This is a genomic window from Massilia cavernae (assembly GCF_003590855.1).
GTDB lineage: Bacteria > Pseudomonadota > Gammaproteobacteria > Burkholderiales > Burkholderiaceae_D > Telluria_A > Telluria_A cavernae.
This window is the reverse complement of the sequence record NZ_QYUP01000122.1, coordinates 1-20,106: the sequence shown is the minus strand read 5'-3', so window position 1 is coordinate 20,106 and position 20,106 is coordinate 1. Positions and strand designations below refer to the sequence as shown.

17 protein-coding genes are annotated in these 20,106 nt (G+C 66.4%); 9 read left to right on the top strand and 8 right to left on the bottom strand.

What is annotated here, in order from left to right; genetic code table 11:
• Positions 1-3 precede the first annotated feature (3 nt).
• Both D3872_RS15435 and D3872_RS15430 read left to right on the top strand, forming a co-directional pair.
• Complete coding sequence (locus D3872_RS15435) at positions 4-534, top strand: FixH family protein (RefSeq protein WP_119811634.1); 531 nt, start codon at positions 4-6, stop codon at positions 532-534.
• Between the two features lie 8 nt (positions 535-542).
• Positions 543-773, top strand: coding sequence for a hypothetical protein (locus tag D3872_RS15430; protein WP_119811633.1), 231 nt, complete (start codon positions 543-545; stop codon positions 771-773).
• A 257-nt stretch (positions 774-1,030) separates the two neighbouring features.
• Here the strand turns inward: D3872_RS15430 and fnr are convergent, their stop codons facing one another.
• Entirely contained in the window at positions 1,031-1,795 is a 765-nt protein-coding gene (fnr, locus tag D3872_RS15425) for a fumarate/nitrate reduction transcriptional regulator Fnr (RefSeq protein ID WP_119811632.1), read from the bottom strand.
• Between the two features lie 93 nt (positions 1,796-1,888).
• A complete protein-coding gene (rhlE1, locus tag D3872_RS15420) occupies positions 1,889-3,151 on the bottom strand; it encodes an RNA helicase RhlE1 (protein ID WP_119811631.1) in 1,263 nt (420 codons plus the stop codon).
• 570 nt (positions 3,152-3,721) lie between these two features.
• On the opposite strand from rhlE1, the gene D3872_RS15415 reads away from it, so the two are divergent.
• The 5 genes from D3872_RS15415 to D3872_RS15395 all read left to right on the top strand — a co-directional run bounded on the left by D3872_RS15415 (position 3,722) and on the right by D3872_RS15395 (position 9,796).
• A complete protein-coding gene (locus D3872_RS15415; RefSeq protein WP_119811630.1) occupies positions 3,722-5,554 on the top strand; it encodes a DUF885 domain-containing protein in 1,833 nt (610 codons plus the stop codon).
• A 296-nt stretch (positions 5,555-5,850) separates the two neighbouring features.
• Complete coding sequence (locus D3872_RS15410) at positions 5,851-7,074, top strand: sensor histidine kinase (protein WP_119811629.1); 1,224 nt, start codon at positions 5,851-5,853, stop codon at positions 7,072-7,074.
• Positions 7,067-7,837: a LytR/AlgR family response regulator transcription factor gene (locus tag D3872_RS15405; protein ID WP_119811628.1), complete on the top strand. Its 771-nt coding sequence runs from the start codon at positions 7,067-7,069 to the stop codon at positions 7,835-7,837. The genes D3872_RS15410 and D3872_RS15405 overlap by 8 nt, the downstream gene beginning before the upstream one ends.
• A gap of 103 nt (positions 7,838-7,940) precedes the next feature.
• Positions 7,941-8,432, top strand: coding sequence for a hypothetical protein (locus D3872_RS15400; protein ID WP_119811627.1), 492 nt, complete (start codon positions 7,941-7,943; stop codon positions 8,430-8,432).
• 65 nt (positions 8,433-8,497) lie between these two features.
• Positions 8,498-9,796, top strand: a complete 1,299-nt coding sequence (locus D3872_RS15395) for an NAD(P)/FAD-dependent oxidoreductase (RefSeq protein WP_119811626.1) — start codon at positions 8,498-8,500, stop codon at positions 9,794-9,796.
• Here the strand turns inward: D3872_RS15395 and D3872_RS15390 are convergent.
• On the bottom strand, positions 9,783-10,511 hold the full coding sequence (locus D3872_RS15390) for a sensor histidine kinase (RefSeq protein WP_119811625.1): 729 nt from the start codon (positions 10,509-10,511) through the stop codon (positions 9,783-9,785). The genes D3872_RS15395 and D3872_RS15390 overlap by 14 nt on opposite strands.
• A 41-nt stretch (positions 10,512-10,552) precedes the next feature.
• The gene (locus D3872_RS15385) at positions 10,553-12,202 is read right to left on the bottom strand and encodes a response regulator (RefSeq protein ID WP_119811624.1); all 1,650 of its coding nucleotides are present in this window, start codon (positions 12,200-12,202) and stop codon (positions 10,553-10,555) included.
• A gap of 329 nt (positions 12,203-12,531) precedes the next feature.
• Between D3872_RS15385 and D3872_RS15380 the strand changes: the two genes are divergently transcribed.
• Positions 12,532-12,984 carry a hypothetical protein gene (locus D3872_RS15380; RefSeq protein WP_119811623.1) on the top strand — a complete coding sequence of 151 codons (453 nt, stop codon included), beginning with the start codon at positions 12,532-12,534 and terminating at the stop codon, positions 12,982-12,984.
• 152 nt (positions 12,985-13,136) lie between these two features.
• On the opposite strand, the gene D3872_RS15375 is transcribed toward D3872_RS15380, so the two are convergent.
• The 4 genes from D3872_RS15375 to D3872_RS15360 all read right to left on the bottom strand — a co-directional run bounded on the left by D3872_RS15375 (position 13,137) and on the right by D3872_RS15360 (position 19,271).
• Entirely contained in the window at positions 13,137-14,120 is a 984-nt protein-coding gene (locus tag D3872_RS15375; protein ID WP_119811622.1) for a GGDEF domain-containing response regulator, read from the bottom strand.
• 140 nt (positions 14,121-14,260) lie between these two features.
• Positions 14,261-17,242, bottom strand: coding sequence for a hybrid sensor histidine kinase/response regulator (locus D3872_RS15370; protein ID WP_229459348.1), 2,982 nt, complete (start codon positions 17,240-17,242; stop codon positions 14,261-14,263).
• Positions 17,239-18,303, bottom strand: a complete 1,065-nt coding sequence (locus D3872_RS15365) for a uroporphyrinogen decarboxylase/cobalamine-independent methonine synthase family protein (protein WP_119811621.1) — start codon at positions 18,301-18,303, stop codon at positions 17,239-17,241. The genes D3872_RS15370 and D3872_RS15365 overlap by 4 nt, the downstream gene beginning before the upstream one ends.
• Positions 18,304-18,434: 131 nt before the next feature.
• On the bottom strand, positions 18,435-19,271 hold the full coding sequence (locus D3872_RS15360; protein ID WP_229459347.1) for a response regulator: 837 nt from the start codon (positions 19,269-19,271) through the stop codon (positions 18,435-18,437).
• A 143-nt stretch (positions 19,272-19,414) separates the two neighbouring features.
• Between D3872_RS15360 and D3872_RS15355 the strand changes: the two genes are divergently transcribed.
• Entirely contained in the window at positions 19,415-20,071 is a 657-nt protein-coding gene (locus D3872_RS15355) for a cation efflux transmembrane domain-containing protein (protein ID WP_119811620.1), read from the top strand.
• Positions 20,072-20,106: the final 35 nt, after the last annotated feature.

Sequence of the window (20,106 nt, the reverse complement as noted above, 5' to 3'; positions counted from 1 at the left end):
TGCATGATCAGCCATCCTACAGTCCGTCCGTGGTACAAGCAACGCTGGCCGTGGTTCCTGATGCTGGGGCCCGCGCTGGTGCTGGTGGCCGGCGGCTACACCGGCTACCTTGCCACGACGCGCCAGGATGCGGTGGTGGTGGACGACTACTACAAGAAGGGCAAGGCCATCAACCAGGACCTGCGGCGCGACCGTGCCGCAGCGTCGATGGAGCTGGCATTCGGCGCGCGCCACGATGCCGCTGCCGGCACCCTGACCGGCACGCTGACGGGAAAGGGCAAGCCGCTGGCGACGCCATTCCGCATCCGCCTGGCCCATTCCACGCTGCCGCAGAAGGACATGGTGCTGGAAGCGGTGCCGGGGCCGGGCGGCCGCTTCAGCGCGCGCCTGCCGGTGCTGGAGCAGGCGCGCTGGCGCGTGGTGGTGGAAGGACCGGCGAACGACTGGCGCCTCGCGGGAAGCTGGCAGTGGCCGCAGGAGCAGGAGCTTGCATTGCGCGCTGACCCGGTCGAGCGCGCGGCGGAGGCGAAATGAGGACGGGAATGCGCAAGCTGGCGATGGTCGTGCTGTGGCCATCCTTCGTGGCCGCAGTGCTGGCCGAGGGCCTGTTCTTTTCGCTGTTCGATCCAGGGGAGCTTCCGCGTGTCGAACTATTCGATACGGTCGCGGTCTATACGATTGGTTTCTTCAGTTTTTGGGCGTTGGGCGCGTTCGCCAGCTTGTTGACGCACTACCTGGCGGCTGTTCCCGACGACCACAACCCGCCGTTTTGATGCGGTACGTCAAGAAGCTATGGCGTCCAGTGGTTTTGGACATTCCTCGGCGTAAGTTTTAGTATCTATCGAGGCACGTCATCCGGTGTGCGCGACCGGTTGGAGGAAAACGAATGAATGCCCCAGAGCCCGTAACAATGTTCAGTTGGTGGATACAGATCAACGCTTTCGTCGTTTGCTTGATGAGTCTGCCGGTGATAGGCAAACGCAACGATAACGAGGTGTACAAAGCCGATTCACGATTGAAGTAGCAAACTTCAGTTCATCGGGCTGCACTGCTCCGTGCCCGCCGCCATCGCCTTCAGGTGCGCGGGTTCGAGCAGGGTCACTTCGCGCTTGTCCACGCTAATCCAACCCTGCTTCTTGAAGCGCGACAGCAGGCGGCTGACGCTTTCGATGGTCAGGCCGAGGTAGTTACCGATGTCCTCGCGGGACATGCGCAGCTGGAAGCTGTGCGGCGAGTATCCGCGCGCCGCGTAGCGGGCCGACAGGTTGATCAGGAAGACCGCGAAGCGCTGCTCGGCGCGCATGTTCCCCAGCAGGAGCATGACGTTCTGCTCACGCGTGATCTCCTGGCTCATGATGCGGTGGAAGTGGCGCAGCAAGGTCGGCACCTGGCCGAACAGCTCTTCCAGGCGCGTGAACGGGATCTCGCACACTTCGCTGTCTTCCAGCGCGACCGCGTCGCAGTGATGGCGGTCGGCGCTGATCGCGTCCATGCCGAGCAGCTCGCCCGCCATCTGGAAGCCGGTGATCTGCTGCTCGCCGGCGGCATTCACCTGGTAAGTCTTGAAATGTCCGAAGCGGATCGCGTACAGGTTGCGGAACGGCTCGTCCATTTTGTACAGGCGCTCATCGCGCGCCAGCCGGCGGCGGCCGCCGATGATCTGGTCGAGGCGCGTGATGTCCTCGTCGTCCAGCCCCATCGGCAGGCAAAGCTGGTGCATGCTGCATCCGGCGCAGCTCTTCTTCAGCGCGCTGACGCTGATTGGTTCGGCAACGAAGTTGAGGGGTTGTGGCATGGACGGTTCCGCAGGCTCTAATTCCACATTATAGATGCTGCTTTGCAGTAAAGGAAGGCGCGAGCTGGCTAATTTCTTGTGGGAAGGACGCGACTAGCGCGGCCGGAAGCGCACGTCCTCGGAGACCACCGGCGCGTCGCCCTTGCCCTTGTTCTTGCCCATCTTCGGCTTCTTTGGTTTCTTGACAACTTCACCCGCCGCATTCGTGACGGGCACGCGGTGGTCCGGCGCGAAGCCCGGTTCCTCGATGCGTTCCAGCGTCTGCCGCGTCAGCGTTTCGATCGCGGCCAGCTGGCGCACTTCGTCCGCGCACACCAGCGACACCGCCTCGCCCGAAGCGCCCGCGCGGCCGGTGCGGCCGGTGCGGTGGATGTAGTCCTCGGCCACAATCGGCAGGTCGAAGTTGACCACCAGCGGCAGGTCGTCGATGTCGAGGCCGCGCGCGGCGACGTCGGTGGCGATCAGCAGGTCGACTTCGCCGGCCTTGAAGCGGTCCAGCGCGCGCAGGCGCGCAGGCTGCGGCTTGTCGCCGTGGATAGACTCGGCGGCGATGCCGCGCGAGGCCAGCTTGGCCACCAGCTCGTCGACGCCCTGGCGCGTCTTGACGAACACCAGCACCTGGCCCCAGCCGTGCCGCTTCATCAGGTGGAAGAACAGCTCGGGCTTGCGCTTCTTGTCGACCGGGACGATCCACTGCTTGATGCGCTTGACCGTCGTGTTGCGCGGACTGGCCTCGATGGCGACCGGATCGCGCAGCAGCTTTTCTGCCATGGCGCGGATCGGGTCGGAGAAGGTGGCCGAGAACAGCAGGGTCTGGCGCTGTTTGGGCAGCGCCGCGAACACCTGGTCCAGCTCGCGCGAGAAGCCCAGGTCGAGCATGCGGTCGGCCTCGTCCAGTACCAGCGTCACCAGCTGGTTGAACTTGACGGCGTTCTGGCGGTGCAGGTCGAGCAGGCGGCCGGGCGTAGCCACCATCACGTCGACGCCTTTGCGCAATTTCATCATCTGCGGGTTGATGCTGACCCCGCCGTAGGCGACCATGGTGCGCAGCGGCAGGTTGCCGGCGTAGGCGCGGAAGCTTTCATGCACCTGCTCGGCCAGCTCGCGGGTCGGCACCAGCACCAATGCGCGCACGCAGTTGCTGCCCACTTGCGGGCCTTCCATTGCGAGGCGCTGAAGCAGCGGCAGCGCGAAGCCGGCGGTCTTGCCGGTGCCGGTCTGGGCCGCGGCCATGACGTCGCGCCCCGCGAGGACGGCCGGGATCGCCTGCGTCTGGACCGGCGTAGGCGTCTTGTAATCCAGCGTTTCGAGGGTGCGCAGGAGCGCGTCGACCAGGCCAAGCGATGCAAACGACATTGGGATACCTACAGAATGGGAACAACGCGCAGTTTACCCTGTCTTACGGGAAGTCGGCGACCACGATGAAGTCGCGCGCGTTGAGCAGGGTGCCGTCGGGCGCGAACTCGAGTACGTGCATGCCGGTGTCGCTCAGGCCAAGGCGCTTGAGCTGCTCCGGTGCGATGCGCAGGAGATAGGCGTGTCAGGGGAGTGAGGACATAGACGGCCGGACCCACGCCGCCAGTGACGGGACCATGGTGTCGTGCGCGCCAGGAGGAACTAGGCCTGGGCGGTCGCGAACGGCGGCAGCAGCACGGTCGGTTTGAGCGGTTCGTGCTTGTCCTTGCAGGCAGCCAGCGAAAGCAGGCAGGCCAGGATGAGGGCGGTACGGCGGATCATGTCATTCCCCTTTGCGGCTTCATGCTAGCCAGTTTCGAGCAAAGGCGGCGCGAGCGAGGTCGTAGCCGTGTTTACACTCTGGCGAAGGGGAAGAACATGGTGGTTTGATCACGCGATCCATGATAGATTCTCACGCGGAAACAGAGGCGCAACGGCGTGCCTCGCCCAAGAATACGGAGACCCCCAAGCATGCCAGTCGACTACCGCCACGCCGCGAAGCTTACGCTCGCGATCCTGACCCCTTTCCTGCTTGCCTCGTGCGCGGTGACCCAGCCTGTCGCTGTCACCGCACCGACCGTGGCCCCGGCCGCCAAGGCCGAGCAGCGCAATGCCGCCTTCGACAACTGGGCGGACAGCTTCGCCGCCGCCTGGGTGCGGCTCTCGCCCGAGCAAAGCACCGCGGTCCAGTACTTCAGCGGCGCAGAACAGCAGGCGCTCGACCGCCAGCTGTCCCCGCAGACGGCCGAATACCGCAAGCGCTTCACCAACATGGCGCGCGCCGGCCTGGTCCGCCTCGACATGTTCCTGGCCGGTCCGCTCGACGCGACCCAGCGCATCTCGGCGCAGACCATGCGCTGGTCGCTCGCCAATACCATCGCCAACGAACCGTTCGCCGACCACGCCTTCGTGTTCTCGCAGTTTAGCGGCGCGCACATCGCGCCGGTCACCTTCATGTCCGAGCACCACCCGATCCGCAACGCCGCCGACGTCGACAACTACCTCGCGCGGCTGGCGCAGGTAGGCGCGCGCCTGGACGAAGCGACGGCGCGCTCGCGTGCCGCAGCCGGCCGCAAGCTGATCCCGCCGCGCTTCATCCTCGAGCGCGCGCAAGGGCAGGTCGACGCCTTCCTCAAGCCTGCCCCGGCCGACAACGTGCTGGTCACCTCGCTGGCCACGCGCAGCGCCAAGCTGGCCGACCTGTCGCCGGAAGCGCGCGCCAAGGCCATCGCCAGCGCCACCGCCATCGTCGCCGGCCAGATCCGCCCGGCGTACGAGCGCACGCGCGGCTACCTGGCCGAATTGCACCCGCAAACCACCGACGCGGCGGGCATCGACCGCATGCCGGACGGCGCCGCGGCTTACAGCCAGGCCCTGGCCAACTTCACCGGCACCAAGCTGCAGGCGGCCGAGATCCACCAGATCGGCCTGCGCGAAGTGGCGCGGCTCGAATCCGAGATGGACAAGCACCTGCGCGCGCTCGGCTACACCCAGGGCAGCATCGAAGAGCGCATGCGCGCGCTCGACAAGACCTTCCAGCTGCCGGCCGAACCGGATCCGCGTCCTGAAATCCTGCGCCGCTACAACGAGATGGTGCGCGACGCCGAGAAGCGCTCGACCAAGCTGTTCAACCTGATGCCGAAGGCGCCGATCGAAGTGCGGCGCGAACCGCCGCTGACCGAGGGCAGCGCATCGGCGCACTACAGCGTTCCCGCGCCGGACGGCAGCCGTCCCGGCATCTTCTGGGTGCCGCTGCGCGGGCCTCTGTTCGACATGATCCGCATGCGCAGCCTGGCGTACCACGAAGCGGTGCCTGGCCACCACTTCCAGCTCGCGATCCAGCAGGAACTGCAAGGACTGCCCAAATTCCGCACCATGCGCATCTTCGGCGGCGGCAGCGCGCATGCCGAAGGCTGGGCGCTGTACACCGAGCGGCTGGCGGTGGAGCAGGGCTGGTACGAAGGCGACGTGCCGGGGCTGCTGGGGGCGCTCGGCTCGGAGCTGTTCCGCGCGCGCCGGCTGGTGGTCGACACCGGCCTGCACAGCAAGGGCTGGACGCGCCAGCAGGCGATCGACTACGGCCTGAAGACGAGCGAGGTGGAGCGCTACGTCGTCTGGCCGGGCCAGGCCAACGCCTACATGCTCGGCATGCTGCGCATCCTCGAGCTGCGCGAGAAGGCGAAAGCCGAGCTCGGTCCGAAGTTCTCGCTGCCCGGCTTCCACGACGTCGTACTGCGCTCCGGCTCGGTCCCGATGGACGTGCTCGCGACCCTCGTCGACGAATGGGTCGCCTCGCAGCGCTAACGTAACGAAAAGATCGGGGACAGACCACGATCTAGGTGGCGATCGTAGTCGGTTCCCGAATTCGCCAAAAACGTTGCTTAAATCGGGGTCAGACCAGGGGTCAGACCACCATTCCCGAAACATTTCGACATTGGTGGTCTGACCCCGATTGTTGAAAGATTTCGCTGAAGGCCCTGTTTTCGCTTTGTTTCCCGGGCTTTCGTCGGCGTTTACTGGGTTTTGTCGGATGGCGCCGCCAGCACGCGGGCTTGCTTGCTAAGCTGTATTCAGGCTAAACCGACCTGGAACTTTCCATCATGACTAGTACCCTCTTTATTTTCCGTCTCGCAAGCGTGTGGATGGCGTGCTACCTGGCGCTGACCATCATCATCAACGAAACCTTCCTCGAACATGTTCCCGGGGACCATGGCGGTTTCTTCTTTACGCTGGCGCTGGTGCTGCTGTTCGTGATTTTTAACAGCGCGTTTTCCCACTTGCGCCGCGTGCGCCTGATCGCCGGCGCCCTCGACAGCGCCACCCTCGCCAACCGCCAGCGCCGCCAGATCGAGGTGCCGTTCGAGGCCGGCGCCGTGTTCGATATGGTCGATGCCGCCATCCGCGAGTTGCCCGGCGTCGAAGACGTCGAAAGCGCGCGCGACAGCCTGCAGGTGAGCGCCAAGCTTAAACGCGCCGATCCCTTCGGCTTCGGCACCCGCACCAACCAGGCGCTGGTCACCGTCACGCCGAACGGCGACGCCGGCAGCGTCACCGTCATCTGCGAGCCGGAACGGCTGGCCTGGACCGACTGGTTCCTGGTCGATTTCGGCACCAACCTCGAGACCGCGGAGGCGATCGGCCGCGCCATTTCGCGCCGCGTCGCCGAACGCCGCCGCGCCGAGCAGGCGTCAGTCAAGGAGACCGTCACCGAGAAGGAGCTGACGGTCGCCAAACTGAGCCTGCTGCACGCCCAGGTCGAGCCGCACTTCCTGTACAACACGCTGGCCAGCGCCCAGATCCTGACCCGCAGCGATCCGGCGCGCGCCGACCAGATGCTCGGCAACCTGATCTCCTACCTGCGCCATTCGCTGCCGCGCACCGAAGACACGCCGTCGACCCTGGGCGAGGAGCTGGCCCGTGCCCGCGCCTACCTCGACATCCTCAAGATCCGCATGGGCCCCAGCCTGAACCTGTCGATCGACATCCCCGACCACCTGCTGCCGACGCCGTTCCCGACCATGATGCTGCAAACCCTGGTCGAGAACGCGATCAAGCACGGCCTCGAACCGCAGCCGGGCGGCGGCACCGTGTGGATACTGGCGCGCGACGTGGAGCAGGGGGTGGCGGTAACCGTGGCCGACGACGGCCGCGGCTTTTCGGCCGAAGGCGGCGGCACCGGCATCGGCCTGCGCAATGTGCGCGAACGCCTGCGCCTCGCCTACGGCAACGCCGCTTCGTTCGCCATCGTGTCCAACTTCCCGAACGGCGTGGCGGCCACCATCACGGTGCCGGCCAAGGCGGCCGAAGGAGGCTCGCATGCTTAGGTGCGTCGTCGCCGAGGACGAGTCGCTGCTGCGCGACGCGCTGCTCCAGCTGTTGCGCGAGACCTGGCCCGAGCTCGATATCGTGGCGGCCTGCGACGATGGCGGCTCCGCGCTGGAAGCCATTGCGGCACACCAGCCGGACGTGGCCTTCCTCGATATCCGCATGCCCGGCCTGACCGGCCTAGAAGTGGCTCGGGCAATGGCCGACGCCAGCCCGCGTACCCAGATCGTGTTCGTCACCGCCTACGACCAGTATGCGGTCGACGCCTTCGACCGCGGCGCCGTCGACTACCTGCTCAAACCCGTGGCGCGCGAACGGCTGGAAGCCACGGTGGCCCGCATCAAGGCGCGCCTGGCCTCCGGCGACGCCGGCCAGGCCCAGATCGCGGCGCTGCTGGCGCAGTTGGGCAAGGCATTACCAAGCGCCTCGCGCCAGCCGCCGCTGGTGTGGCTGACCGCCAGCTCGGGCGCGGAGACGCGCCTGATCATGGTGGAGGACGTGGCCTACTTCCAGTCCGACAGCAAGTACACGGTGGTGATGACGGCCCAGGGCGAGTCGCTGCTGCGCAAACCGATCCGCGAACTGCTCGACGTGCTCGACCCGAACATCTACAAGCAGATCCACCGCTCGACCATCGTCAACCTGAAGGCGATCGCCTCGGTCACGCGCGACGAGTCGGGCCGCGGCATCGTCAAGCTCAAGACCCGGCCCGAGACGCTGTCGGTCAGCCAGCCCTTCATGTCGCTGTTCAGGAACATGTAACTCTTGTAACAATGGTGCGCTGGCGAACAGTTTTAAAAGTTGCCTCTGTTAAACTCGATGCATATGGTCGCTTCCCTGCGATCCTGAACAAGAGAGGCAACCCATGAAAAAACTGTTCATCGCCGCCGCCATGTGCGCGGCCGCCGTCCCGGTGCTGGCCCAGACCGGCGTGTCCATCAACATCGGCGAGCCTGGCTTCTACGGCCAGATCAACATCGGCGACGTGCCGCGCCCGCAGGTGTACGTGGCCCAGCCAGTGATCATCGAACGCGCCGTGCATTACCGCGACGAGCCGGTCTACCTGCGCGTGCCGCCCGGCCACCGCAAGAACTGGCGCAAGCACTGCCACCGCTACGACGCCTGCGGCCAGCGCGTGCTGTTCGTGCGCGACGAGTGGTACACCAACACCTACGCGCCGCGGGTGCGCCACGTCGAATACCGTAGCGACGGCCGCCGCGCCGACAGCTACCGTGACGGCTACCGCGATGGGCGCCGCGACGACCGCCGCCATGACGAGCGCCAGGACCGCGACGACGACCGCGGCCACGGCAAAGGACACGGCAAAGGACACGGCCACGGCAAGGACAAGGACTAGGCGCGCGCAGGCAGTGCTCCCGTCGCCATGTTAGACTGGCAACATCTCAACGACGGGAGAAGCTCTTGCGTGGCGAAATTGTAATCGTAGGTGGCGGCGCCGGCGGCCTGGAACTGGCATGCAAACTGGGGCGCAAGCTTGGCCCTTCGAAGGTGACGCTGGTCGACAGCCGCCTTTACCATATCTGGAAGCCGTCGCTGCACGAAGTGGCGGCCGGCACCCTCGACGTCCACCAGGAGGGCCTGTCCTACCAGATGCTGGCCCACGATAACGGCTTCTCCTTCGTATACGGCGCCATGACGGCGCTCGACGCCCCCAGCAAATCGATCACCGTCGGCGCCATCAGCACCCAGGCCGCCGAACAGCTTCTCCCCGAACGCAGCATCACCTATTTGCGGCTGGTCATCGCGGTCGGCAGCGTGTCGAACTACTTCGGCGTGCCGGGCGCGGAAGAACACACCATTTCGCTCAACGCCACCGAAGACGCCGAGCGTTTCCGCCTCACGCTGCTCAGGCTCCTTACCGTCGCCGAACTCGAAAAGGCGCGCGACCGCGCAGCGGGCCTGGACATCGTCATCATTGGCGGCGGCGCCACCGGCGTCGAACTGGCGGCCGAACTGCGCGAGGCCAGCTGGGTCTATGCGGCCTACGGCTTCCAGCACTTGCAACCGGGCCGCGACATGCGGATCACGCTGCTCGAAGGCGCGCCGCGCATCCTGGCGCCGCTGCCGGAACGCGTGTCGGTAGCGGCACACAAACTGCTCGGCGAGCGCGGCATCAAGGTTGTCACCGACTGCCGCGTCACCGAGATCGCGGCCGGCCACGTCTCCGACAAGGAAGGCAATGTGTATCCGTCCGACCTGTGCGTGTGGGCCGCCGGCATCCGTGCGCCGGAGTTCCTCTCAGGCCTTGGCCTGCCGGTCAACAAGGGCGGGCAGATCGAGGTGGACAGCCTGCTGGCAGTGAAAGGCATGCCGGGCGTGTACGCGCTGGGCGACTGCGCCGCCTGCGTCGACGGCAATGGTGCGCCGGTGCCGCCGCGCGCCCAGTCGGCGCACCAGCAGGCCGACTTCCTGCTGGACGTGTTCGTGCGCGAAGCTGCGGGGAAGGAACCCCTCGCCAAACCTTATGTGTACCGCGACTACGGTTCGCTGGTGTCGTTCGGCCGCTCGACCTCGGTCGGCAGCCTGATGGGATCGCTGAAGGGATTAAGCTGGTTTGTCGAAGGCTTCTTCGCGCGCACGATGTATGTCAGCCTGCACCTGCTGCATCACCGCGCGGTGCTGGGCGCGGTGCGCACCGGCGTGCTGGCGGTGGCGCGCTTCCTGATCAAGCGCACCACGCCGCTGGTCAAGCTGCATTGACGGCGGCTTCCTTGCGCGGGAGGGTGAGCTGCAATACGGTGCCCCTGCCTTCGCCGGCGCGCAGCAGCATGGCGCCGCCAAGGTAGCGCGCGCGCTCGCGCAGCAGGCGCAGCCCGTGACGGCTGGTCGACGCGAGGTCGGCGCCGGCCGGGCCGATGCCGTTGTCGCGCACCGTCACCATGATTTCCTCATCGTTGTCGTCGAGGATGACGTCCACTTCGGTCGCCCTGGCATGGGCCGCGATATTGCGCAGGCCTTCCTCGACACAGCGCAGCACGGCCACGCCCTGTTCGCGCGGGTAGTCGGCATCTTCGTCCGGCAGGCTGACGCGCGCGGTGATGTGGTGCGCGGTCCCGAACTCGCTGACCACTTCGCGCAGCGCCGCCTTGATGCCCAGGAATTCGAGCTTGTCGTTCCACAGCGCGAGTTGCATGTCGCGGTTGGCATTGATGATGTTGGCCAGCAGCTGCTTCATCTGGGCTGCGCGGTCCTGCAGCGCCTTATCGGCCGGCATCTGCTGGGTCAGCAGCGCCAGGTGCATGGTCAGGGCCGTCATCGAAGAGCCCAGGTTGTCGTGTAGTTTGCGCGCCAGCAGCCGCTGTTCGTCCTCCCGGCAGGTGGCCAGGTGGCCCAGCAGCTCGGCCAGGTCGGCGCTGCGGTCGGCGGCCAGCCGGCGGCCTTCGCGTCCTGAGTTGTTGATTGACGGTGCTGTCATCAGTCGCCCTGTGAAATTTCAAAAAATAATACAACAGCTTTCTATGACGCGGCGCGGCTGGCCGCGCCCACCCATCTTGCAAGCGCCATCGGCACGCAGCTCCCCAGCGCGCTCAAGAGCTGGTCGATGCCGACCGGCTTGACCAGGTGCAGGTCGAAGCCCGCATCGAGCACGCGGCGCTGGTCTTCGGCCAGTCCGTAGCCGGTCAGGGCGATCAGCTTGATGTGCCGGGTGGCCGGGTCCCTGCGCAGCCGCCGCGCCACTTCGTAGCCGTCGATGCCGGGCAGGCCGATATCGACCACGGCCACGTCGGGCACTGTGCTTGACGCCATTTCCACGCCCTGCATGCCGTCGGCGGCGTGGCTGACGGCGTAGCCATAGGCGTCGAGCATGGTGGACATCATCTCGCGGCCGTCGTCGTTGTCTTCGATCAGCAGCACGCTCGGCTTGCCGCCATGGATATCGGCTTCGGGTATGGTGGCAACGGCAGCCACCGGGGCCGCGCGCGGCAGGCGGATCTCGAAGGTGCTGCCGGCCGAGGCGCCGCTGCTGCGCGCGGAGACGCTGCCGCCGTGCAGTTCCGCCAGGCGCCGCACCAGCGCCAGGCCGATGCCGAGGCCGCCCTGGGCGCGGTCGATGGTGATTGCACCCTGCACGAACACGTCGAACACGTGCGGCAGCAGATCGGGCGAAATGCCGACGCCGGAATCGCGCACCGTCAGCACCATTTCATCGCCCACTTCCGCGATCGAGATGGAGATGGTGCCGCCCGGCGGAGTGTATTTCAGCGCGTTGTCGATCAGGTTGCTGGCGATCTGTTCGAGGCGGGTCGGGTCGCCGTCGACCCAGCCCGGCGCCAGGTCCACGTTCAGCAGGTAGTTGCCGGTGCGGCCGGTGGCGCGGAAGGTTTCGAGGCAGGAGCCGACCAGCACCGCGACGTCGATCGGCTGGCGCGCCAGCAGGATCTTGCCCGACATCGCGCGCGACAGGTCGAGCAGGTCGTCGACGATGCGCGACAAGTGCTGGCTCTGGCGCTGGATGATCGTCTTGGCACGGCCGACGGTGTCGGGGCCGGCGCCGGCCATCCCGATCAGCGAGGCCGCGCTGCTGATCGCCGACAGCGGATTGCGCAGTTCGTGGCCAAGCATGGCCAGGAATTCGTCCTTGGCGTGGCTCTTGCGCTCGGCCGCCTGGCGTTCTTCCATTTCGCGCGTCAGGCGCTTGTTGGTGGCGGTCAGTTCGGTGGTGCGCTGCGACAGCTTCTGGGCCTGGCGCCGCAGTTCTTCGTTGCGGGTGGCGAGGGTGACGAATACCTGCACCTTGGCGCGCAGGATCTGCGGGATCACCGGGGTAAACAGGAAGTCGGCGGCGCCGCGCTGGTAGGCCTTGAGGCGGTCGATCTCGTCGGCCAGGAAGGCGGTGACGAAGATGATCGGGATGTCGGCCGAGCGCGCGCGCTGGTGGATCGCCTCTGCGGTTTCGAAACCGTCCATGCCGGGCATGTTCACGTCGAGCAGGATCACTGCGAAATCGTGCAGCAGCACCTGGCGCAGGGCGTCGTGTCCCGAGCGCACCGCGAGTACCTCATAGTTCGATTCTTCCGCCCACTGATCCAGCAAGCTGGTCAGGGCGAGCAGGCTCGCTGCATCGTCGTTGACGACAAGAATCTTAGGTTTCTCAATGTTCGGCACGTCGGTCCTGCGCTGCGAGGGTTTAGTTTCTTGTGGTTCACTGTCCGGACACAGGATAGCAGACCTGCCTACCGTGTTCCGTTCATCACGCGCAGCTTTGCCTGCAAGCATGCCTAGTGTTGTGGGGAAGCATCATAACAATGGCGATAGGAGGTGTCAAAAAGCAAACGTGCGCGGGTAGGGCGGGCCGCTACTCGCGTGCAAGGTTCGCTGCCGCACATACCGGCCGGGGCGGGTGTGCCATAGTGGAATCGACCGTTTCCAGGGCCTGAAGGGGTATGGCCAGAGCAGGAAAATTAATAAACGGGATCAACCTCGAAAGGACAGACATGAATATCTCTACCATTGTGGATGCAGGCTATGCCGGCATGTGCTTCCGCGACCTGTGCAACGCGCCGGTCGATGCCTTGCGCGGTGTCAGCGCAACGGATGCAAAGGCGCTGCACCAGGCCTTCGGCATCAATACCATCGGCGACCTGGCCGACCTCAAGTTCGTGCAATGGGCGATCGCCATCCGCACCCTGGCCAGCGAAGAGTGCGATACCGCGGAAGAGATCGCCAAGGAAACCCTGCTCGACGACGCCGTCGAAATGACCTTCCCGGCCAGCGACCCGATTTCCGTCGACGCGGGCATCATGCGTATCGAAGTGGCGCCGGACAAGGTCGATGCCCACTTCGACCACCAGGCCGCGGGCGAGGTCGAGGAGCATACCAAGGCGGCCAGAGGCGCCAGCGGCGCCAAGCTGGCCAATGGCAAGGCAGCGGGCAGCAAGGCAGCCTGATCCGCCATCCACGCGGGCGCATAACCCCGGGCCGGCAAGCGCCGGGGTAGTTTCCATCTGGTTCCCGAATCTGGCGGGAGCGCCGCAAAACAAGAGGGGCCGGAAATGGTCACAGGATCCGGCCCTTTCGGGGTGGGGCAAACGTGGGCTTGCTAGCGCGCGCGCGGCAGCATGTCAAGCTTTTGGGGCGGCACCATGTTGACGGGCGAGGCGGAGGTGGCGCAGAAGCGGTTCTTGCCGCCGCGCTTGGCTTCATACAGCGCGTAGTCGGCGATGCTGATCAGGGCGTCCACGGTGTCGGCGTCGTCCGGATAGATGCTGATGCCGATGCTGGTCGACAGGCGCAAGGTCAGGTCGTTGATGAAGAAGGGCTCGGAGATCGCCTCCACCAGCTTGGCGGCCGGCCCCTGGGCGTCGGCCAGGCCGCTGACGTCGCCCAGCACCACCATGAATTCGTCGCCGCCCAGCCGCGCCACGGTGTCTTCCTTGCGCGAGCTGGCCAGCAGGCGCTGCGACACGATCTTCAGCACTTCGTCGCCGTAGGCGTGGCCATAGGTGTCGTTGATCGCCTTGAACCCGTCCAGGTCCAGATACAGGATCGCGGCCTTGTGATGGTTGCGGCAGGCGTGCTGCAGCGCGGTTTCGATGCGGTCTTCCAGCAGGCGGCGGTTGGGCAGGCCGGTCAGCGCGTCGTGCAGGGCGAGCGCCTGCTGCGCCTTGCTGTACTGCGCCAGCTCCTTGTACAGCAGCCGTACTTCCAGCATGTTGTGGATGCGCTTGTGCACTTCGAGCAGGTCGAAGGGCTTGGAAATGAAATCGCGCGCGCCGGCTTCGAGCGCGGCGATCTTGAAACTCGGCTGGGCGGTCAGGGCCAGTACCGGCAGGTAGCCGCCTTTTTCGATATCCTTCAGGCCCTTCATGACCTGGAACCCGTTCAGGCCGGGCATTTGCAGGTCGAGCAGGATGATGTCGTAGTTGTGCTGGCGGTGGAGGGGGCAGACTTGTTCCGGCAGCATGGTCGAGATTACGCAGGTGTAGCCTTCCTCGCGCAATATCTCTTCCATCAGCTCGATATTGTCGGGCGAGTCGTCTACGACCAGGATTTTTGCGTTAAGGATGTCTTCGCGGCTCGGCATGCTTATTCTCGGTAAAAGCCCCTGTCCGGAGGCGGTTTGCATCAGGGAAAAGTGCGAGTTCCCCAGCTGCAAACAGTCTAGCAAAAGGCCGAAAATTTCTTGTAGGACAGCGCCGCGTGTCGCGGTAGGAGCGCGAGGAATCAAACCTTTCCTGGCGATACGATGGCCGCCACGGTTGCGATCAGCTCGCTTGGTTCGACAGGTTTCGAAATGTGGGCGTGGAAACCGGAGGCAAGGGCGCGCACCCGGTCTTCCGAGCGCGCGAACGCGGTCAGCGCGACGGCCGGCACCTCGCCGCCGGCGCCGGGGCCGAGCGCGCGCACCCGTGCCAGCAGCTCGAACCCGTCGACGTCGGGCATGCCGAGGTCGGACACCAGAATGTCGGGCCGGCGTTCGCGGAACTCGGCCAGCGCCGCGTCGGCACTGCCGGCCGTGGCAACGCTGGCGTTGCAATCTGTCAAGATTCGCTTGACCAGGTCGCGCGCGTCCGGCTCGTCGTCCACCACCAGCACGTGGATGCCGTGCAGGTCACGCAGCACGATGCCAGGCGTTGTCGGCGGAAGCGGGCTGAAAGCGGCACGATCGCTGCGGGCCGGCGCCGCCTGGGCGCCGCCCGAAGGCAGCCGGATCGTGAAGCAGGCGCCGCGGTCTTCGCCCTCGCTCTCGACGTCGACGGTGCCGCCGTGCTGCTCGACCAGGTGCTTGACGATCGCCAGCCCCAGTCCCAGGCCGCCGTGGCGGCGAGTGGTGGAGGCGTCGGCCTGGCGGAAGCGCTCGAACACGTGGCCGATGAATTCGGGCTTGATGCCGGCCCCGGTGTCGCGCACGCTGATGGCCACCTGGCCGTCGCTGGGCGAGGCCGCGATGCGCACCACGCCGTCGCGCGGGGTGAATTTGATGGCGTTCGACAGCAGGTTCCAGATCACCTGCTGCAGGCGGCCCGGGTCGCCCGCGATGAGGCCGGCGCCGGGATGGTAGTCCTTCTCGATGCGGATGTTCTTGGCGTCGGCGGCCGGACGCACGGTTTCGATGGCGGCGTCGATGAACAGCGAGGGCGGCACCGCCTGGATGTCGAGCAGCACCTTGCCGGAGGTGATGCGGCTCATGTCGAGCAGGTCTTCGATGAGCTGGGCCTGGGCGCGCGCGTTGCGTTCGATGGTCTGCAGGCCGCGCTGCAGGTCGGACGGATCGCGGCTGCCGCGCCGCAGCACCTGGGCCCAGCCCAGGATCGCCGACAGCGGCGTGCGCAGCTCGTGCGACAGCGTGGCCAGGAACTCGTCCTTCATCTGGCTGGTGCGTTCGGCCTCGGCGCGCGCCGAGCGTTCGCTTTCGAACAGCACCTTGCGCTCGTCGGCCGCGTGCTGGGCCGCCTCGTACAGGCGGGTATTGTCGATCGCCACCGCGGCCTGGGCGGCGATGCCGCCGACGATGCGCTCGGTGCGTTCGCTGAAGATGCCGGGTTCCGGATGGCCGAAGAACAGGCTGCCCAGCACCTCGCCGCTACGCGAAATGACCGGCACCGCCAGGTAGCTGCGCACCGGCGGGTGGTTCTGGGGCAGCCCATAGTGGGGCGGGCTGCCGCCGTAGCGCGGGTCGAGCATGATGTCGTCCGAGCGCACCATGCCTTCGCCGCGCAGGCTCGGGCCGAACAGGGCGGTGGCGCGCGGATGGCCGAACTGGTCGAATTCTTCCGGCCTGGCGCCGGACAGGGCGTACAGGGTGAACAGGTCGCCGTCGCTGTCCCTGCCGTGGTAGAAGAAGGCGCCGAAGCGCGCGCCGCTGATGCCGGTGGCGGCGTCGGTCACGGTCTGCAGCAGCGAGCGCAGGTCGCGCTGGGAGGCGAGGGCGGCGCCGGTGCTGTTGAGCAGTTCGAGCACGTTGGACTCGTCGCGCAGGGCCTGTTCGACCCGCTTGACCTGGTCGACGTCGGTGTTGGTGCCGAACCAGCGCACCACCTTGCCGTTGCGGTCGCGCACCGCGTTCATGCGGGTCAGGAACCAGCGGTATTCGCCGTCGGCGCCGCGGATCGGGAACTCCATCTCGAAGGGCTCGCCGGTGCGTACCGATTCGCGCCAGCGCTGCAGCACCTGCGGCAGCACTTCCGGGTCGTTCACCGATTGCCAGCCCCAGCCCGTCACCTGGTCGGGCGTGGTGCCGGTGTATTCGTACCAGCGCTTGTTGAACCAGACGATGGCGCCGTCGGCGCGCGCCATCCAGGCCAGCTGGGGAATCGAGTTGGCCAGCGCGCGCAGCACTTCCTCGCTCTGGCGCAGGGCGTCCTCGGCGCTCTTGCGGGCGCTGATGTCGTGCACCATGCCGGTCATGCCCAGCAGCTTGTCGGCGCGGTCGTGGTCGGCGCGGCCGGCCACGGCGATCCAGCGCGGATCCGGTCCGGCCAGGCGGAATTCGATGTTCAGCTCGGCCTGGGTGGCAAACGCGTGCATGAAGCCGGTGCGCGCCATCTCGCGGTCGGCTTGGTGGATGCGTTCGCCCAGGCGTTCCCATTCGAGCGGCGTTTCGGCCGGCAGCTGCAGGATCTCGGCGGCCCGCTCGCCCAGCGTCATGGCATTGCTGGCGGCATCCCAGCGCCAGTCGCCCAGCCGCCCGGCCGCGAGCGCCACCTGCAGGCGGCGGTTGCCGTCGGCCAGCGCCTGCTCGTCGCGCTTGCGCTGGGTAATGTCCTGGAAGTAGACCGTCAGGCCGTCCGCCGACGGGTAGGCGCGCACGTCGAACCAGCTGCCCAGGCGCGGGTAGAAGTACTCGAAGCTGGCGGTCTCGCGCGTTTCGATCGCGCGCCGGCACAGGGCGTCGAGCGTGGTTCCTTTCAGTTCGGGAAAGGCATCCCAGATCACCTTGCCGACCAGTTCGTCGCGGTTGCGCCCGAGGGGCGCCAGCAGCTGCAGCGCGCGGCCATTGATGTAGGTGATGCGCCATTCGGCGCCGACCGCGCAGAAGCCGTCGGTCAGGCTTTCCAGCATGCGCTCCATGCGCTCGTTGGCGGCGCGCAACGCGCCCTTGGCTTCGATGAGCTCCTGTTCGGCGCGCTGGCGCGCCAGCAGCACGCTGCTGGCGTTGCGCATTGCCACCGTACGCATTTGTTCGAGCTCGTCGTCTGCGCTCACCGGGATCCTTCCAGGATGGCGGCGGCCATCGCCGTGCCTTCGACCCGCGCGCGGATCTTGGCGAACGCGGTATCGCGCGTGGTGGAGCAGTCGTCGCAGAAGGGCGCGAAGCCGCAGTCGTCGGTGGTGCCCAGCTGGGCCAGCGGGATGTATTCGGCCGCCTGCAGCACGCGGTCGCGCACCTGTTCGGCGGTTTCGATGCGCGGGTCGATCGGCGCGGTGACGCCTACAAACACCCGCTGCCACGGCTTGATGCACTCGCGGATCATCTTCAGCACCTGCACCGGATCGGGCTCGCCGGCCAGGGCCACGTAGAAATTGCCGGCCTTCAGCTCAAACAGGCTGGGCAGCAGGTTGGCGTAGTCGACGTCGGCGCTGTGGGTCGAGTCGCGGTCGCCGCCGGGGCAGGTGTGCACGCCGATGCGCTGCCGTTCGTCCTCGCTGAAACGGCCCAGCGCCAGGTTGTTCAGGTCGATAAAACTGTTGAGCAGCTCGCCGGTCGGATCGAGCTTGACCGCCAGCCGGCCTTCGGTGAAGTCGACCTGCACCTTGTGCGCGCCTATCGCCAGGCAGCGCCTGATCTCCTTTTCGTGCTCGCCCAGCAGGTCGTCGATGAATTCGCTGCGCGAGTAGCCTGGGATTCCCTCCGGCGGGTACATCAGCGACAGCGCCGACGGCGAGATCACGGCCTGCTTGACCGCCACCCTGGCGTAGCGCCGGGCCACTTCCAGGTAGCTGTCGGCATGGCGCTCGTAGCGGAACGGCGCGTGCGCCAGGCGCGGCATGCGGCGGATGTGGCCGGCCGCGAACGGGATCTGGAAGCCGTCCGGCAGGGTATTGGGGGCGCCGTGCACCGGGTAGGTCCAGAAGTTCTCGTACTTGCGCTGCTCGCCGTCGGTGATCACCGGCGAGCCGGTCGCCTCGAAGCGGGCGATGGTGTCGCGCACGGCATCGTCGTACATCCTGTCGAGCCGGTCGGGTGGTACCTCGCCGGAGGCGAGGGCTGCGATCAGCTCGGGCGAGCGGGGGATGCTGCCGATGGGTTCGGTCGGAATGTTCATGTTTGCGTGCTCTGGACTGTCATGCCGTTTGGGCGTGCATGTGGAATGGCCGGCTGCATGCACGAGGCAGGTCCGGCACCGATTCTAGCGCAGCGCAGCACGATTGCTGCACACGCTTGGCGCCGCCACGCTTACCCATGTACTTGCCGCGAGATCGCATCGAGGGCGGTTTGCAGGTGCTCCATGTCGTATGGTTTCTGCAGCGAAACGTACGGAAAATCGAGGTGGCGCAGCAGCGTGTCGCCGTAGCCGGAAGCGAAGATCACCTTCATCAGAGGATGCATGACGACGGCCTGGCGCGCCAGTTCGACGCCGGACATGCCAGGCAGGCTGACGTCGGAGAACAGCACATGGTAGCTGGCGGCGCGCAGCATGGCGAGCGCGGATTCGCCATCGGCCACGCCCTCGGCGTCGTGCCCGAAGGCCTTGAGCATCTCGCACACCAGGTACTGGGAATCGAGGTTGTCTTCCACCACCAGGATGCGCAGGCCTTGCCGGTGCTCGGGAGCCGGGGCTTGCGCCACGGTGCAGGCGCCGAGCGCGCACAGCACGCCGCCCGGCTTGCCGTCCTCGCCGGCCAGTGGCGTGAGGTACAGGTCGCAAGCGAGCGTGCGCTCGCCGCCGGGACAGGCGAACGACAGCTGCTGTCCGGCCGCCTGCACAGCTTCGCCGTGGCGGGCGCGCTCGAACAGCCCGGGAAAGGCGGCCAGCGGCGCCGGGAGATCCTGGCCGCTGCGGCCGCCCGGGGCATCGGTGCCGGCCAACTGTGCAAAGGCGGTGTTGAAGACCGCCGCGCCGGCGTCGCCCCACGACAGCAGCATCGGCACCGGCGTGTTGAGCATGATGTCGACGCCAAGGCGCAGGGCGTGCGGCCAGCTGGCCCGTGCGCCGAGGCTCGTCGCCGTCCAGTCGACGGAATCTGGAGCGATGGCGCCTTGGGCGCCTGGTGCCGGGCAAGCGTGGTTCATGGGGGGTTATTTAGCCTTGGGAAGCAACATTTACAAATCGTACACCAATTGTTCGTCCGGGCGGACTTTTCGGTAGCGCGCCGCGCTTGACCATGAAGGAGCTACAGGGTTTTAAATCACAGTACATTTTAGAAGGAGCACTTATGCCTGGCTGCTGCACTGGAGGATGCGCCTCCGAACAAACTGGCGTCGACCCGAAATACCGCCGCATCCTGTGGATCGCGCTGGTGGTCAACGCCTTGATGTTTGCCGTCGAACTTGCCGGCGGCTGGACATCCGGTTCGGTGTCCCTGCTGGCCGATGCCGTCGATTTCCTGGGGGACGCGGCCAATTACCTGGTGGCGATCGTGATCCTCGCAATGTCGGCGGCCACCCGGGCGCGCGCCGCGCTGGTCAAGGGCGTGACGATGGGCGGCTACGGTATCTTTGTGCTGGGCATGGCGGGCTGGCACTTCGCCACCAGTACGGTACCGGAAGCGTCGACCATGGGGGCGATCGGCTTGCTGGCGCTTGCCGCGAACGGGCTGGTCGCCGCCTTGCTGTTTGCCTACCGCAACGGCGACGCGAACATGCGCTCGGTGTGGCTATGCACACGCAATGATGCGATCGGCAATGTGGCGGTCATGTTCGCGGCGCTTGGCGTGTTTGGCACCGGGACGGGGTGGCCGGACCTTGTGGTGGCCTCGGTCATGGGCATCCTGGGATTGACCTCGGCGCGGATGGTCATCGCCCACGCGCGGCAGGAACTGAAGCCCAGTATGCGTCCCGCCACCGAAGCGCTTGAACCCGAAAGGCCTTGACCGATGAAGGACGAACTGAAAGCCGCCTTCGAAGG

What these genes read in the sequence shown, in the direction of transcription:
- D3872_RS15435 (WP_119811634.1), top strand. Translation starts at nt 4, where the DNA reads ATGATCAGCCATCCTACAGTCCGTCCGTGGTACAAGCAACGCTGGCCG.
- D3872_RS15430 (WP_119811633.1), top strand. Translation starts at nt 543, where the DNA reads ATGCGCAAGCTGGCGATGGTCGTGCTGTGGCCATCCTTCGTGGCCGCA.
- fnr (WP_119811632.1), bottom strand. Translation starts at nt 1,795, where the DNA reads ATGCCACAACCCCTCAACTTCGTTGCCGAACCAATCAGCGTCAGCGCG.
- rhlE1 (WP_119811631.1), bottom strand. Translation starts at nt 3,151, where the DNA reads ATGTCGTTTGCATCGCTTGGCCTGGTCGACGCGCTCCTGCGCACCCTC.
- D3872_RS15415 (WP_119811630.1), top strand. Translation starts at nt 3,722, where the DNA reads ATGCCAGTCGACTACCGCCACGCCGCGAAGCTTACGCTCGCGATCCTG.
- D3872_RS15410 (WP_119811629.1), top strand. Translation starts at nt 5,851, where the DNA reads ATGACTAGTACCCTCTTTATTTTCCGTCTCGCAAGCGTGTGGATGGCG.
- D3872_RS15405 (WP_119811628.1), top strand. Translation starts at nt 7,067, where the DNA reads ATGCTTAGGTGCGTCGTCGCCGAGGACGAGTCGCTGCTGCGCGACGCG.
- D3872_RS15400 (WP_119811627.1), top strand. Translation starts at nt 7,941, where the DNA reads ATGAAAAAACTGTTCATCGCCGCCGCCATGTGCGCGGCCGCCGTCCCG.
- D3872_RS15390 (WP_119811625.1), bottom strand. Translation starts at nt 10,511, where the DNA reads ATGACAGCACCGTCAATCAACAACTCAGGACGCGAAGGCCGCCGGCTG.
- D3872_RS15380 (WP_119811623.1), top strand. Translation starts at nt 12,532, where the DNA reads ATGAATATCTCTACCATTGTGGATGCAGGCTATGCCGGCATGTGCTTC.
- D3872_RS15375 (WP_119811622.1), bottom strand. Translation starts at nt 14,120, where the DNA reads ATGCCGAGCCGCGAAGACATCCTTAACGCAAAAATCCTGGTCGTAGAC.
- D3872_RS15365 (WP_119811621.1), bottom strand. Translation starts at nt 18,303, where the DNA reads ATGAACATTCCGACCGAACCCATCGGCAGCATCCCCCGCTCGCCCGAG.
- D3872_RS15360 (WP_229459347.1), bottom strand. Translation starts at nt 19,271, where the DNA reads ATGAACCACGCTTGCCCGGCACCAGGCGCCCAAGGCGCCATCGCTCCA.
- D3872_RS15355 (WP_119811620.1), top strand. Translation starts at nt 19,415, where the DNA reads ATGCCTGGCTGCTGCACTGGAGGATGCGCCTCCGAACAAACTGGCGTC.